Source organism: Rhodopseudomonas palustris, assembly GCF_007005445.1.
GTDB classification, from domain to species: Bacteria; Pseudomonadota; Alphaproteobacteria; order Rhizobiales; family Xanthobacteraceae; genus Rhodopseudomonas; species Rhodopseudomonas palustris_G.
In genome coordinates this window covers 2,586,815-2,601,352 of the sequence record NZ_CP041387.1, presented here as the reverse complement: position 1 = coordinate 2,601,352, position 14,538 = coordinate 2,586,815, and the positions used below count along the sequence as shown (strand labels likewise).

Genomic DNA, 14,538 nt, shown 5'->3' with positions numbered 1-14,538 from the left:
GATGAAGCACACCTCCAAATTCGCCGACATCGCGCTGTTGATCGGCTTCGCCGTGATGGTGGCGCTGGGCCCGATCATCTTCACCCCGATCGGCGCCGGCTATCCCGACCTGCTGCAGAAGTTCGCGATCTACGGAATCTTCGCGATCGGCTTCAACATCCTGTTCGGCCTCACCGGCTATCTGTCGTTCGGCCACGCCGCGTTCCTCGGCGTCGGTTCCTACGCGGCGGTGTGGTCGTTCAAGCTGGTCTCGATGGAATTGCTTCCGGCGGTGGCGTTCTCGGTCGTGCTCGCCGGAATCCTGGCGCTGGCGATCGGCTTCGTCAGCCTTCGCCGGTCCGGGATCTACTTCTCGATCCTGACGCTGGCGTTCGCCCAGATGTGCTACAACATGGCCTATTCGGTGCTGACCCCGATCACCAACGGCGAAACCGGCCTGCGCGTGCTTCGCGACGATCCGCGGGTGCTCGACGCCGCGATCGGCTACGCCTCGCCGATGCCGTCGCTGTTCGGTCTGACGATCACCGGCTGGACCGGCTTCTACATCTGCGGCGCGGTGCTGGTGGCGGCGTTCGGTCTGTCGATCGCGATCTTCCGGTCGCCGTTCGGCATGACGCTTCGCGCGATCAAGTCCAACCAGAACCGGATGGGCTACACCGGCTACTCCACCAGGCCCTATCTGCTGTCCGCCTTCGTGATTTCCGGCATGTTCGCCGGTCTCGCCGGCGCACTGCTCGCCGCCACCGACCCGCTCGCGGGTGCGGAGCGGATGCAATGGACTGCGTCGGGCGAGGTGGTGCTGATGACGATCCTCGGTGGTGCCGGAACGCTGCTCGGTCCGGTGGTCGGAACTGGCATCATCAAGTACTTCGAGAACATTTTCTCGGCCTACAACGATCAGCAGCTCGCCAAGTTCTTCGCGTTCCTGCCGGACGGCTTCCGCGAAGGCGTCGTCAGCGTGACGAGCCTGTTCGTCGGCGAAGGCTGGCACCTCACTCTCGGCCTGCTGTTCATGGCGGTGGTGATCTTCCTGCCCGGCGGCGTGATGGAAGGCGTCAATCGGCTGATCGGCTTCAAGCACACTCCGAAGGTCAAGTCGCTCGGCGATTCACCGCAGCGCGACGCGCTCGGCGAGGCGGTGATCGAGGAGATGCCGACCCACGACCGCGCTGCGGAAATCGAGAAGAAGGCTAGCGAGAAGAAAGCGAGGGCCGTGTCATGACCGCGACCAACGACATCGTCCTGCACATCGATCACGTCCACAAGACGTTCGCCGGTCTGCACGCGCTCGCGGACGTTCACCTCGACATCCGCGAGGGCGAGACCCACGCCATCATCGGCCCGAACGGCGCCGGCAAGTCGACGCTGCTCAACGTCTGCGTCGGCGTGCTGCCGCCGACCCAGGGCAAGGTGATGTTCCACGGCACCCAGCTCACCGGGCTCAAGCCCTACGAGATCAACCAGCTCGGGGTGGCGCGGGTGTTCCAGACGCCGGAGATCTTCGGCGATCTCACGGTGCTGGAAAACGTCATGATGGCGATGCTGTCGCATCAGGACGGCGCCTTCCGTCTCAAGCTGGTGAGCCGGTTCGACGAGCAGGGCGAGATCGGCCAGCGCGCCGTCCAGGCGCTGCGCGAGCGCGGTCTCGGCGACCACGTCTATCATCTGGCCGGAGCACTGTCGCGCGGCGACAAGCGGCGCCTCGAGCTAGTGATGGGCCTGGTGCAGAAGCCGAAGCTGCTGCTGCTCGACGAACCGACCGCCGGCATGGCGCGAGCCGACACCAACGCCACCATCGACATCCTCCGGCAGATCAAACAGTCCGGCATGACGATCGTGATCATCGAACACGACATGCACGTGGTGTTCTCGCTGGCCGATCGCATCACGGTGCTGGCCGGCGGCCGTGTCATCGCGCAGGGCGTGCCCGACGAGATCAAGGGCAACCCGAAAGTGATCGAAGCCTATCTCGGCGAGGAACAGGTATGACGACGATGACCGCAGAACGGCCCGGCCCGGCGCAAGCGGGCGCGACGCCATTCTTTCGCTGCCGCAATCTGAATTCGTATTACGGCGACAGCTACATCGTGCAGAACGTCTCGTTCGACCTGAACAAGGGCGAAATCCTGGCGCTGCTCGGCCGCAACGGCGCCGGCAAGACCTCGACGCTGCGCTCGATCGCCCGTGCTTCGACGCCCGAACTGGTTTCGGGCGAGGTGATCCTCGACGGCGTGGCGCTGCACGGCAAGCCGAACTATGTCGCGGCGCAGGCCGGCATTCAGTTGGTGCAGGAAGATCGCCGCATCATCCCGGGCATGACGGTCGAGCAAAATCTGCAGATCGCCGTCATCTCGGGCAGCGTCGGCTGGTCGTTCGAGCGGATCTACGAGCTGTTCCCGCGACTCGCCGAACGCCGCAAGCAGGAAGGCGTCACGATGTCCGGCGGCGAGCAGCAGATGCTGGCGATCGCCCGCGCGCTCGCCCGCGACCTGAAGCTGCTGCTGCTCGACGAGCCCTATGAAGGGCTCGCACCGGTGGTCCGGCACGACATTGCCAAGGCGTTGCGCGAAGTCCGCGCCGCCGGCATCACCACCATCATCGTCGAGCAGAACGCCGTGGCGGCGCTGGAACTGTCCGACCGCGCCGTCATCCTCGATACCGGGGAAGTGGTGTTCGACGGCAGCGCCAAGCACGTGCTCGACAGCGAAGAGCTACGGCATCGCTATCTGGCGATTTGAGTTCTGCATCTCATTTGACACTGAACCCCGGGCGGACGGGCGTCGCGCAAACCGGCCGGGGCTCACTGAATTGCTTGTCACGTTCTCCCGCGCGTCCGGACGCTGGCCCACAAGCCAAGCAGTCCGACCGGCAACAGCAGCGCCCATTGCGGCAATTTGAAAAGCCAGCCCGGCTCCGGCTGGATCGCAATGACAGCCAGGAAGACGCCGGCAAAGCAGCACCACAACACCGAGACGAACAAGACCAGATAGCGCGCGGCGACGGCGTGACGGGGCAGGCCGCCGATGAGCAAGGCGACCGAGGACAGGGCCAGTGCGACCGAGCCCATATGCCAGACGGCGTAGAGAACCTGCTTCGGCCAGCTTTCCAGCATCGACGCCAAAAGGGGATCGACCACGCCGTTACCACCCATGATGATGTGGATGGCGGCGGCAAGGGCGGCAAGGCCAGATGCGGCCGCGAGCGTTCGATTCATTTGTCCTCAACGATCTGGATGGCTCGCGGTTCTGAATGACTCGCGTATCAGGCCGCTGATTAGCTCGGTCAGTGCGCTAGAGTATTCCGACGCAGTCCGTGCGATAAGACTATCCTGTCAGCATGACGCGGATATTATCAACAAGTCGGTATCGTGGCGCGATTGGGCAGGTGTTGTCCGCTTCTGTGTCTGGGGTGCGGGTGGTCCATCGGACTGATCGCGCTCCGTCGTCGGATCAGGATAGCGCTTCGATACGCGTTTCCGAGTCGGTACTTCAGCGCTTCCGCGCCTCGGACTTTTCAGCGGTGGCAGCCTCGGCGTCGCCGGTCATGCCCATCTTCAGCGCCAGCGACGCCACCGCCACGACGCGGTCGATCACGCCGTCGACATCGTCGAGGTCGCAGATGCCTTCCGACAGCCGCAGCAGGCGCTCGCTGTCGCGCACCGTCTGCTGCGCCATTGCGAGGGCGAAGTGCAGGCCCCAATAGATCTCGGCGTCCGGCTTGCCGGGCAGGGAGCGCCGCATCGCGGCTGCAAATTTGCGCAAGTGATCGACTTCGCGATTCTTGATCTTGCGGATCGGCGGGATGGTCTCGATCGAGGCGCGGATCATGAACCGCGCGGCGTCGGAGCGCTGGCTGTCGGGGCCGAGACAGCCACGCAACGAAGGAGCGATCAGCGCGCGCAGCACCGCTTCGATGGGTGCCCGGCCGCCGCCGGCGGCTTCGGCGGCTTTCAGCTCGTTCAGCCGCGCGCGATTAGTGACGATCGAACGCGTCACGAACAGCTCGGCGATCAGTTCGTCCTTGGAGCCGAAGTGATAGTTCACCGCGGCGAGGTTGACTCCGGCCGCGGCGACGATGTCGCGCAATGTGACGTCGCCGAAGCCGCGCTCGGCGTAAAGCCGCTCGGCGGCGATCAGGATGGCGCTGCGTGTGGTGTCGGTCGACATGCCGCTCCGCGGGAAATCATCGCTGTTGCAATTCAAACAACTGTATGAAACTATCGTTTCACAGCCGGAAGTCAATGCGCCGTCGGGCGCTGCGACGCCGGCAGCGTCGTTTTCGCGGTTCGTGGCCGCCCGGCTGTCGGGAGGCGCGGGGCGGAAATCCGGCTTGCGGGCGCGATGCGGCAGGACGACAGTGCCGCACCCCGTCGGTCAAACAGTCTGGGAAAACAGTGAGGATCGCCTGATGGATTTCACGATGTCCGATCGCCAGCGTGAATGGCTGGACCGCGTCACCAAGTTCATGAACGACCATGTGCGGCCCGCTGTGCCGATCTACAAGCAGCAGGACGCCGAGGGCGAGCGCTGGAAGGTGATTCCGGTGCTCGAGGAGCTGAAGGCCAAGGCGAAGGCCGAAGGTTTGTGGAACCTGTTCCTGCCGCCGTCCTCGCACGACGACGATGAATTCCACGGCGCGGGGCTCTCCAACCTCGAATACGCGCTGCTGTCCGAGCAGATGGGCCACATCTCCTGGGCCTCCGAAGTGTTCAACTGCTCGGCGCCGGACACCGGCAACATGGAAGTGCTGTTCCGCTACGGCACCAAGGAGCAGAAGCAGAAGTGGCTGCGGCCGCTGATGGCCGGTGAGATCCGCTCGGCGTTCCTGATGACCGAACCGGCGGTGGCCTCGTCGGACGCCACCAACATCGAGACCCGGATCGAGAAGGACGGCGATCACTACGTCATCAACGGCCGCAAATGGTGGTCGTCGGGCGTCGGCGATCCGCGCTGCAAGATCGCGATCGTGATGGGCAAGACCGATCCGAACGCCGCGCGTCACCAGCAGCAGTCGCAGATCCTGGTGCCGCTCGACACCCCCGGCATCACCATCGAGAAGATGCTGCCGGTGTTCGGCTTCGACGACGCGCCGCACGGCCACGGCATGGTCAAGCTGGAGAACGTCCGCGTTCCGGCCTCGAATCTGCTGCTCGGTGAGGGCCGCGGCTTCGAGATCGCGCAGGGGCGCCTCGGCCCGGGCCGCATCCATCACTGCATGCGCACCATCGGCAAGGCCGAAGAAGCGCTGGAGAAGATGGTGAAGCGGCTGCAGTCGCGCGTCGCGTTCGGCAAGCGGATCATCGAATTCTCGGTGTGGGAGCAGCGGATCGCCGAAGCCCGTATCGACATCGAGATGAACCGTCTGCTGTGCCTGAAGGCCGCCGACATGATGGACAAGGTCGGCAACAAGACCGCGCAGCTTGAGATCGCGATGATCAAGGTGGCGGCGCCGCGGATGGCGCAGCGCATCATCGACGAAGCGATCCAGGCGTTCGGTGGCGCCGGCGTGTCCGACGACGCGGGTCTCGCCAAGGATTACGCCAACATCCGCACGCTGCGGCTCGCGGACGGTCCGGACGAGGTGCACAACCGCGCCATCGCCCGGCTGGAGATGAAGAAATACGCCAACGCAGCGCACTGACGCGCAAAGGCAGCACAAAAACGTCATCGCCGGACTTGATCCGGCGATGCATCTCTTGGAAAGATGGATACCCGGGTCACGCCCGGGTATGATTGTTTTAGGATTGTCGGAACGCGCGGCGCGAAACGCGCGAACAAGAACAAGGAGCGTCACTTGGTCGGGAAGCGAAACGACGACGATTACACCGGCACCAAGCCGGTCGAGGAGCGGCATCGGGTCGACGAGGCCCGCCTCGCCGAATGGATGCAGGCGAATGTCGAGGGCTATCAGGGTCCGCTCGAGGTTCAGCAGTTCAGGGGCGGGCAGTCCAACCCGACCTATAAGCTCGTCACCCCGAACCGTTCCTACGTGATGCGGCGCAAGCCGTTCGGCAAGCTGCTGCCGTCGGCGCACGCGGTCGACCGCGAATTCCGCGTCATCGCCGCACTCGGCAAGCAGGGCTTCCCGGTCGCCAAGGCCTATGCGCTGTGCACCGACGACTCGGTGATCGGCGTGTCGTTCTACATCATGTCGATGGAAGAGGGCCGGGTGTTCTGGGACCCGACCCTGCCGACCCAGACGCCGGAGTCGCGATGGGCGATCTTCAAGGCCAAGATCGAGACCCTGGCGCAGCTTCACAGCTACGATCCGGAGAAGATCGGCCTCGGCGACTTCGGCAAGCCGGGCAATTATTTCGCCCGCCAGGTCGACCGCTGGAGCAAGCAGTACAAGGCGTCGGTGGCCGAGCCCATCCCGGAGATGGAGCGGCTGATGGAATGGCTGCCGAACACGCTGCCGGTGCAGGAGCGGGTGTCGGTGGTGCACGGCGACTACCGGCTCGACAACATGATCTTCCATGCCACTGAGCCGCGCGTGCTGGCGGTGCTGGATTGGGAGCTGTCGACGCTCGGCGATCCGATGGCCGACTTCACCTATCTGCTGATGCAGTGGGCGATGCCGGGCCTCGCCGAGGCCGATCTCAAGGCGCTGAATCTGCCGACGCTGGAGCAGGCCGCCGAGATCTATTGCAAGGCCGCTGGCATTGCCGGTGTGCCGGACCTCAACTGGTATCTGGCCTACAACACCTTCCGTCTCGCCGGCATTCTGGCGGGCATCGCCGGCCGGGTCCGCGACGGCACCGCGGCCTCCGACAAGGCCAAGGAATCTGCCGCCCGCACCGTGCCGATGGCGGAGCTGGCGTGGGAATACGCCCAGAAGGCCGGCGCGAAGTAAGCGGGTTTCGATATTGAAAAAGGCGCGGTCCGCAAGGATCGCGCCTTTTTTGTTGCTCTCACCAACGTCATTCCGGGATGCACGCCGCAGGTGTGCATCCCTCCGGGGGCGCGCGTTACGCCAGCGCCCCGAATGACGAAATTGCGATATTGATCTCAAGAAAAGGTCGTCATCGCCCGGCTTGACCGGGCGACCCAGTATTCCAGTGCGTCGTTGTTGTCACGAACGCCCTGGAATACTGGATCCCCGCATGCGCGGGGATGACGGTCGTGTGTGGAGCGGTCTGCGCCGCTCATCATCCCGTCTCAGATCGGCTTGCCCGCATAGGGCATCGAAGCGGTCAGGCCACCGTCGACCGGGAACGCCTGGCCGTTGACGTAAGACGCTTCGTCGCTGAGCAGGAACAGTCCCATGGTGGCGAGTTCGTGCGGCTGGCCGGCGCGCTTCAGCGGGTTGAGCTGACCGATCTTGTGATCGGTGCCGCGGGCGCGGGCGCCGTCGAACACCGGCTTGGTCATGCCGGTTTCGATCAGGCCCGGGCACACCGCGTTGATGCGCACGCCGGTGCCGGACAGCGAATAGGCGGTGGTCTGTACCAAGCTGATCACGCCGGCCTTCGATGCCGCGTAAGGGTGTCCCGACGCGCCGCTCTTCAAACCCGCGACCGAGGCAGTGCAGACAATTGCGCCGTGCCCCTGTTTGATCAGATGCGGCATGGTGTGCTTGATCGCCAGGAACGGACCGATCAGGTTGACGCGCAGGATCTCCTGCCAATGCTCCGGTGTCTGTTCGGGCAGCGGCACCAGGCCGCCGCTGATGCCGGCATTGGCCCAGATGCCGTCGAGCTTGCCGTAGGCCGAGAGCGCCTTGGCGACGAAGCCCTTCACGTCGTCTTCGGAGCCGGCGTCAGCCATCACCGCCTCGGCGGTGCCGCCGGCCTTGCGCACCAGCGCGACGGTTTCGTTGACGCCCTCGGTGCGATCGACGGCGATCAGTTGCGCGCCTTCCTTGGTGAACAGCAGCGATGCCGCGCGGCCGATGCCACTGCCGGCACCGGTGATGATGATGGATTTGCCTTCGAGGCGGCCCATGCGTTGCTCCCTGCTGATCATTTGCGGCGTTTGCCGTTTGACGGAATTGGAACGACGATCGTTCGTCGACATCGCGCGTCCGACACACAAGTGACTTGAGACGATGCGAGGTCTGACGTACAGCGACTTGTGACCGGATTGAAGGATTTTCTCACATGACGAACGTGCCGCCGTCTTCCAACGACAAACCGTTCGTCGCCCAGCACTCGGTGCCGGTCGGCGTCACCGCGACGCGGTGGTGGTGGGTGCGGCACGCGCCGGTCCGCAGCGACGGCGGTAACATCTACGGCCAGATCGACATCGATTGCGATTGCAGCGACAAGGTGGTGTTCGACGCGGTCAGCCGGGTGCTGCCGCAGAATGCGGTGTGGTACGCGAGCAAGCTGAAGCGTACCCACATGACCGCCGAAGCGATCTTCGCCGCCGGCTTTCCCCGGCCCGAGACCATCACGCAGGACGCCGATCTCAACGAGCAGCATCTCGGCGACTGGCAGGGCACCAACCGCGCCGCGTTCTTCGCCAAGCTGCCGGTCAACCTCGCCACCTTCTGGTTCGCGCCGATCGACGAGCGCGCGCCCAACGGCGAGAGCTTCATGGATCTTTACGAACGCACCAAGCGGGCGATCGAAAGGATCAACGCTGCGCATCCCGGCTGCGACATCGTCGCGGTCGCGCACGGCGGCACCATCAAGGCGGCGATCGGCCTGGCGCTGCGCGATCAGCCGGAGCGGGGGCTCGCCTTCACCATCGACAATTGCTCGATCACCCGGCTCGACCACATGGCCTCCAATGGCCACGAGGGCTGGCGGATTCCGATGGTCAATCAGCAGCCGTGGATCGCCGATCCGTCGCACGCCGCGATGCATCAGCCCGCCGGCCCCGAACTGGCGACGCCGAGCAAGCTGGCTTAGGCACCGTCATTGGGATGGCACGATACGTCTGACCGCCATTGCGAGCGAAGCGAAGCAATCCAGAGTCGAGAACACTGATCCTGGATTGCTTCGTCGCTTCGCTCCTCGCAATGACGGACTGCAATAATCAACAGCACTAACAACGGGAGAGAAACATGAGCTTGTTCGACCTGACCGGCAAAGTCGCGGTCATCACCGGTTCGTCGCGCGGCATCGGCAAGGCGATCGCCGAGCGGATGGCCGAGCAGGGCGCCAAGGTGGTGATCTCGTCGCGCAAGCAGGATGCCTGCGACGCGGTGGCGAAGGCCATCAACGATCAATTCGGTGCGGGCACCGCGCTGGCGCTGGCCGCCAACATCTCCAGCAAGGACGATCTGAAGCGTCTGGCGCAGGAAGCGACGCAGAGCTTCGGCAAGATCGACGCGCTGGTTTGCAATGCTGCGTCGAACCCGTATTACGGCCCGCAGGCCGGCATCAACGACGATCAGTTTCGCAAGATCCTCGACAACAACATCGTGGCCAATCACTGGCTGATCAGCGAAGTCGTGCCGCAGATGATTGCGCGCAAGGACGGTTCGATCACCATCGTATCCTCGATCGGCGGCCTGAAGGGCTCGACCGTGATCGGCGCCTACTGCATCTCGAAGGCCGCCGACATGCAGCTCGCCCGCAATCTCGCCTGCGAATACGGCGAGCACAACATCCGGGTCAATTGCATCGCGCCAGGCCTGATCAAGACCGACTTCGCCCGCGCGCTGTGGGAGAACCCGGAGACGCTGAAAGCCTCGACCGCGCGCTCACCGTTGCAGCGGATCGGCGAGCCCGACGAGATCGCCGGCGCCGCGATCTTCCTCGCCTCCAAGGCCGGCACCTTCACCACCGGCCAGACCATCGTCATCGACGGCGGCGCGACGATTAGCTGACGTGGTCGGCGTAGCCGACCACGTCATTCCGGGGCGCGCGCGGCGCGAACCCGGAATCCAGAAGTTGTAAGCAACGCAAGAGATTCCGGGTTCGCGAGCTGCGCTCGCGTCCCGGAATGACTCGGGGAGAGGTGGGAATGCCACACACTCCGCCCTCATCCTGAGGAGCGCGCCTGTAGGGCGCGCGTCTCGAAGGATGGAGGCTGGAAAGGGGCGTGCGGCCATCCTTCGAGACGGCCGCTGCGCGGCCTCCTCAGGATGAGGCTCGCGCCTGTGGCGGCTTGGAATTACTCCACCGCCGCGTACACCAGATCCCGCACCAGGGTGCGGAAGTATTCGCGCTGTCCCGGCCCTTGCGACATGAACACCGCGAACAACTGTTCGGCGGGATCGATCCAGAAGAACGTGCCGGCGATGCCGCTCCAGTAGAACTGACCGACCGAGCCGGGGAAGGGCGAGATGCCGGGCTGGGTGCGGACCGCGAAGCCGAGGCCGAAGCCGTTGCCGGGCGGCAGGATGTAGTTGTCCGGCGGGATGTGCGGCTCGAGGTGGTTCGATGCCATCAGCTCCAGCGTCTTGCGGCCGATGATGCGGGTGCCGTCGAGCGTGCCGCCGCTGAGCAGCATCTGGCAGAACCGCGCGTAGTCCATCGTGGTCGACACCAGGCCGCCGCCGCCGGATTCCATCGCCGGCTTTTCCAGCATGTTGAACAGCGCCACCGGATCGCCGGTCCACGGATCGGTCGGGAACGCCTCGGCGAGGCGGCTCTTGTTCTCGGCCGATGTGTGGAACCCGGTCTCGGCCATCTGCAGCGGCGCCAGGATGCGTTCGGTGAGAAACGTGCTGAGCGTTTGCCCGGCCACCACTTCGATCACCCGGCCGAGGATGTCGGTCGAGCGGCTGTAGTTCCACGCCGCGCCGGGCTGGCACACCAGCGGCATCGAGGCGATCAGGCTGGCGTGCTCCTCGTTGGTGATCTTGCGGCTACGGATCCGCGAGGCGCGGTACATCTTGTGGATCGGGCCGTCGCCGGTGTGGTCGTAAGTGATGCCGGAGGTGTGGCGCAGCAGATCCTGGATGGTGATCGGGCGCTGCAGCGGCACCAGTTCGAGCTCGCCGCCGCGGACGATACCGACATTGGTGTTCTCGAATTCGGGAATGAACTTCGAGAGCGGATCGTCGAGCAGCATCTGGCCGTCCTCGACCAGTTGCATGATGCCGACCGAGACGATCGGCTTGGTCATCGAGAAGATCCGGAAAATGCTGTCCCGACGCATCGGCGCCTCGGAACCCGGTGCCTGGCGGCCCAGCGCCTCGAACCAGCCGATCTTGCCCTTGCGCGACACCAGCACTGTGACGCCGGGGATTGTGCCCTTGTCGATCTCGCGCTTGAAGGCGTCCGACATCACCTGCAGCCGTCGCGGCGAAAGCCCCAGGGTTTCGGGCTTGGCCTCGGGCAAAGGTGGGGTCTGCGGGGGAAGGGCGGAGGTTGCGGCTGCGGTCGCGGTCATGGCGTTTCCCGGTGCTGTTTTTTGTTGTGGTCGGGCGCCGGTGTTCACACGCATGTCATCCGGGGCCTGCGGGGGCGTTCCGCGCCAGATTGACCCATAAAATCCGGCTTGAACAGGGTGCTTTTCCGCAGTAACCAGCCGCGGTTTCGCCGCCTTCCGGGCTGGCGCCGACAAGGATGGAGAACGATGGCCAAAGCAAAGTTTGAACGTACGAAGCCGCATTGCAACATCGGGACGATCGGTCACGTCGACCATGGCAAGACGTCGCTGACGGCGGCGATCACCAAGGTTCTGGCGGAGACGGGCGGTGCGACGTTCACGGCCTACGACCAGATCGACAAGGCGCCGGAAGAGAAGGCGCGCGGCATCACGATTTCGACCGCGCATGTCGAGTACGAGACGCAGAACCGTCACTACGCGCACGTCGACTGCCCCGGCCACGCCGACTACGTCAAGAACATGATCACCGGTGCGGCGCAGATGGACGGCGCGATCCTGGTGGTGTCGGCGGCCGACGGCCCGATGCCGCAGACCCGCGAGCACATCCTGCTGGCGCGTCAGGTGGGCGTTCCGGCGCTGGTGGTGTTCCTGAACAAGTGCGACATGGTCGACGATCCGGAACTGCTCGAGCTGGTCGAGATGGAAGTGCGCGAGCTTCTGTCGAAGTACGACTTCCCGGGCGACGACATTCCGATCGTCAAGGGCTCGGCGCTGGCGGCGCTGGAGAACTCCGACCAGAAGCTCGGGCACGACGCGATCCTGGAGCTGATGCGCCAGGTCGACGCCTACATCCCGCAGCCGGAGCGTCCGATCGACCAGCCGTTCCTGATGCCGGTCGAAGACGTGTTCTCGATCTCGGGCCGCGGCACCGTAGTGACCGGTCGTGTCGAGCGCGGCGTGATCAAGGTCGGCGAGGAAATCGAGATCGTCGGCATCCGCGACACGCAGAAGACCACCTGCACCGGCGTGGAAATGTTCCGCAAGCTGCTCGATCAGGGCCAGGCCGGCGACAACATCGGCGCGCTGCTGCGCGGCACCAAGCGTGAGGACGTCGAGCGCGGCCAGGTGCTCTGCAAGCCGGGCTCGGTGAAGCCGCACACCAAGTTCAAGGCCGAAGCCTACATCCTCACCAAGGAAGAGGGCGGCCGCCACACCCCGTTCTTCACCAACTACCGTCCGCAGTTCTACTTCCGCACCACCGACGTGACCGGTGTGGTGCACCTGCCGGAAGGCACCGAGATGGTGATGCCGGGCGACAACATCGCGATGGAAGTGCACCTGATCGTGCCGATCGCGATGGAAGAAAAGCTGCGCTTCGCCATCCGCGAAGGCGGCCGCACGGTGGGCGCAGGAGTAGTGGCGGCGATCATCGAGTAACGATCATCGCTTGCGCAATGCGAGGGCCGCGAGCGCGCTTTATCGTGCTCGCGGCCGTTCTTTTTGCAGGGATCGCGCCGGCATTCGCGGGCTGTCCGGAGCGGCCGGCCTGCAAGGGGTGCGGCTGCAAGGGCGGCACCGGCTATCGGGCGCCGGACGGGCACTGTGTCGGCTTTCGCGAGCTCGACCGGGTGTGCGGCGCGCCGCCGACTCGCTGCGTGTTCGAGAATGCGCCGGGGACGGGCGCCAACCGGGATTGCGCGCTGGCGCCCCGACCTTATCGCAAGTCCGGAACCGGTCCGGACGTCGCGCCTGTGGAACCTGTCGAATAGACCAAAGCCTAACCGCGTATCCCACTTGCCAGCAGGGCATCGCCTGTGCTTCAAACGGCCCGTTCGGTGGCAACGCCGACGTAGGAGTGTAGCTCAATTGGTAGAGCACCGGTCTCCAAAACCGGGGGTCGCAGGTTCGAGCCCTGCCACTCCTGCCAGCCATTCGCTAAGCATCTGATTCAACAGAAAAATTGAGCCTGCATAAGCTCTTCGGCGGGCGGTTCCGGCTGCTCTCACAGCGGCCGGTGTGCCTGATGCGGGTGCGGGGCAGGCTGAGCAGCCAGCGCCTTCGCCTTGATGCGGAGCTTGTCGTCGCGGGCCAAGCGCGCCTTGCGCTTTTTCCACCAGACGTAGAGCCCGGTATAGGCGCTGATCGCCAGCGCCAAGCCTACGAACGCGACGAAGATACGAAATGGCAGGCCGAACACTTTGGCCATATGCAGCGATTGCAGCCAGCGGCTGACGGTGTCGCCGGAATAGGCGCCGGTCGGCATCCGCGAGCCGAGCAGGGCGCCACTGCGGGCGTCGATGAACACGCCGGTCTGACCGCGGTCGCTCTGCACGTCCCGCGACGTATTGGCATAGTAGATGAAAGCGTCGAAGCGGCGATTGTAGAACAGATGGCTGCGGAAATTGACGGTAAAGCCGTGCTGCGCCGCCAGCTCGTCCATCGCGCGGGAGGCGATGTCGTAGGCCTGCGGCCAGCCGAGCAGCGGCTTGCTGGTGTCCGCCTTGCGCGGCTCCGGCGTCGCGCTGAACTCGAGGAAGGTCGACATCACCGGCGTATAGATCTCCTGCCGTAGATTGAGCATCACGCTCGACCACGCGAACAGGAACAGCACCGCCCACAGCCACAGGCCGGAAGCGCGGTGGACGTCGTAATGCAGCCGATAGGTGCTGCCCGTGTGCTTGATCAGCCAGGCCGGCAACCAGCGCTTCCAGAACGGTGGGATCCGCGGGAAGGTCGAGACGATGCCGACCAGACAATTCACCGTCCAGACCAGGGCGACGAGGCCGAACAACCATTGGCCGTAGGGTGCCGGCAGCGCCAGCGCATAGTGCAGCTTGTAAATGAAGCCGATCAGCGTGGTGCGATCGAACGGCGTGGCACCGTATTTGCGCACGCCGAGCAGACGCCCGTCATACGGATCGAGGAAGGCCTGATCCGCATCGGGCTGTTTCGGATCGCCGCGCGTCAGATTGAACGGGACCGAACGATCCGGTGTCCGCAGAAACGGGAATCCGGTGACCTGATAACCCGGCAGCGCTGCGACGGCCCGTGCATGCAGCTCGAACGGATCGAGCATCGCGGCGGGCCGGCCCTGTTCGTCCAGCCGCGGCTGCACGACATATTGCCCGGGATTGACGAGCGCCTCGAGCTCCTTCTCGAACGCCAGAAGGCTCCCGGTCACGCCGGCGACGATCAGGAACGCCGCCGCCAGCAGGCCGGTCCATTTGTGGATGAAGACGGAGAATGAAATCATGCGGACCATGCCGCGGCCTGCGCGCAGGCCGGGCGTGGGCTCCGTCCGGCTCTGCGT

The 14,538-nt window shown here is 64.8% G+C and carries 13 protein-coding genes and 1 tRNA gene; 9 read left to right on the top strand and 5 right to left on the bottom strand.

Features of this window, described 5'->3' with window-relative positions:
* Window position 1 precedes the first annotated feature (1 nt).
* The 3 genes from FLL57_RS11890 to FLL57_RS11880 are packed head-to-tail and all read left to right on the top strand — an operon-like array spanning window position 2 to window position 2,738.
* Window positions 2-1,222 carry a branched-chain amino acid ABC transporter permease gene (locus FLL57_RS11890; RefSeq protein WP_013501885.1) on the top strand — a complete coding sequence of 407 codons (1,221 nt, stop codon included), beginning with the start codon at window positions 2-4 and terminating at the stop codon, window positions 1,220-1,222.
* Window positions 1,219-1,989, top strand: a complete 771-nt coding sequence (locus FLL57_RS11885) for an ABC transporter ATP-binding protein (protein ID WP_142882979.1) — start codon at window positions 1,219-1,221, stop codon at window positions 1,987-1,989. The genes FLL57_RS11890 and FLL57_RS11885 overlap by 4 nt, the downstream gene beginning before the upstream one ends.
* On the top strand, window positions 1,986-2,738 hold the full coding sequence (locus FLL57_RS11880) for an ABC transporter ATP-binding protein (protein ID WP_142882978.1): 753 nt from the start codon (window positions 1,986-1,988) through the stop codon (window positions 2,736-2,738). Before FLL57_RS11885 ends, FLL57_RS11880 begins: the two co-directional genes overlap by 4 nt.
* A 77-nt stretch (window positions 2,739-2,815) precedes the next feature.
* On the opposite strand, the gene FLL57_RS11875 is transcribed toward FLL57_RS11880, so the two are convergent.
* Both FLL57_RS11875 and FLL57_RS11870 read right to left on the bottom strand, forming a co-directional pair.
* Window positions 2,816-3,214: a hypothetical protein gene (locus FLL57_RS11875; RefSeq protein ID WP_047309700.1), complete on the bottom strand. Its 399-nt coding sequence runs from the start codon at window positions 3,212-3,214 to the stop codon at window positions 2,816-2,818.
* A gap of 274 nt (window positions 3,215-3,488) precedes the next feature.
* Window positions 3,489-4,166, bottom strand: a complete 678-nt coding sequence (locus tag FLL57_RS11870) for a TetR/AcrR family transcriptional regulator (RefSeq protein ID WP_013501888.1) — start codon at window positions 4,164-4,166, stop codon at window positions 3,489-3,491.
* Window positions 4,167-4,407: 241 nt separating this feature from the next.
* Here FLL57_RS11870 and FLL57_RS11865 point away from each other — a divergent pair, with 241 nt between their 5' ends.
* Both FLL57_RS11865 and FLL57_RS11860 read left to right on the top strand, forming a co-directional pair.
* On the top strand, window positions 4,408-5,640 hold the full coding sequence (locus tag FLL57_RS11865; protein WP_011158831.1) for an acyl-CoA dehydrogenase family protein: 1,233 nt from the start codon (window positions 4,408-4,410) through the stop codon (window positions 5,638-5,640).
* Window positions 5,641-5,793: 153 nt separating this feature from the next.
* A complete protein-coding gene (locus FLL57_RS11860) occupies window positions 5,794-6,852 on the top strand; it encodes a phosphotransferase family protein (protein ID WP_142882977.1) in 1,059 nt (352 codons plus the stop codon).
* Window positions 6,853-7,157: 305 nt separating this feature from the next.
* Here FLL57_RS11860 and FLL57_RS11855 read toward each other — a convergent pair whose 3' ends face one another.
* Window positions 7,158-7,943 (bottom strand): SDR family NAD(P)-dependent oxidoreductase, encoded by a 786-nt coding sequence (locus tag FLL57_RS11855; protein WP_142882976.1) that lies wholly within the window; start codon window positions 7,941-7,943, stop codon window positions 7,158-7,160.
* Window positions 7,944-8,098: 155 nt separating this feature from the next.
* Between FLL57_RS11855 and FLL57_RS11850 the strand changes: the two genes are divergently transcribed.
* Window positions 8,099-8,854: a histidine phosphatase family protein gene (locus FLL57_RS11850; RefSeq protein WP_047308229.1), complete on the top strand. Its 756-nt coding sequence runs from the start codon at window positions 8,099-8,101 to the stop codon at window positions 8,852-8,854.
* 155 nt (window positions 8,855-9,009) lie between these two features.
* The gene (locus tag FLL57_RS11845) at window positions 9,010-9,777 is read left to right on the top strand and encodes an SDR family NAD(P)-dependent oxidoreductase (RefSeq protein WP_142882975.1); all 768 of its coding nucleotides are present in this window, start codon (window positions 9,010-9,012) and stop codon (window positions 9,775-9,777) included.
* 287 nt (window positions 9,778-10,064) lie between these two features.
* Here FLL57_RS11845 and FLL57_RS11840 read toward each other — a convergent pair whose 3' ends face one another.
* Window positions 10,065-11,288, bottom strand: coding sequence for a serine hydrolase domain-containing protein (locus FLL57_RS11840; RefSeq protein ID WP_142882974.1), 1,224 nt, complete (start codon window positions 11,286-11,288; stop codon window positions 10,065-10,067).
* Between the two features lie 186 nt (window positions 11,289-11,474).
* On the opposite strand from FLL57_RS11840, the gene tuf reads away from it, so the two are divergent.
* A complete protein-coding gene (tuf, locus tag FLL57_RS11835; RefSeq protein ID WP_013501895.1) occupies window positions 11,475-12,665 on the top strand; it encodes an elongation factor Tu in 1,191 nt (396 codons plus the stop codon).
* A gap of 414 nt (window positions 12,666-13,079) precedes the next feature.
* A tRNA-Trp gene (locus tag FLL57_RS11825) sits at window positions 13,080-13,155 on the top strand.
* 75 nt (window positions 13,156-13,230) lie between these two features.
* On the opposite strand, the gene FLL57_RS11820 is transcribed toward FLL57_RS11825, so the two are convergent.
* Entirely contained in the window at window positions 13,231-14,481 is a 1,251-nt protein-coding gene (locus FLL57_RS11820) for a PepSY-associated TM helix domain-containing protein (RefSeq protein ID WP_047309353.1), read from the bottom strand.
* Between the last annotated feature and the right edge of the window lie 57 nt (window positions 14,482-14,538).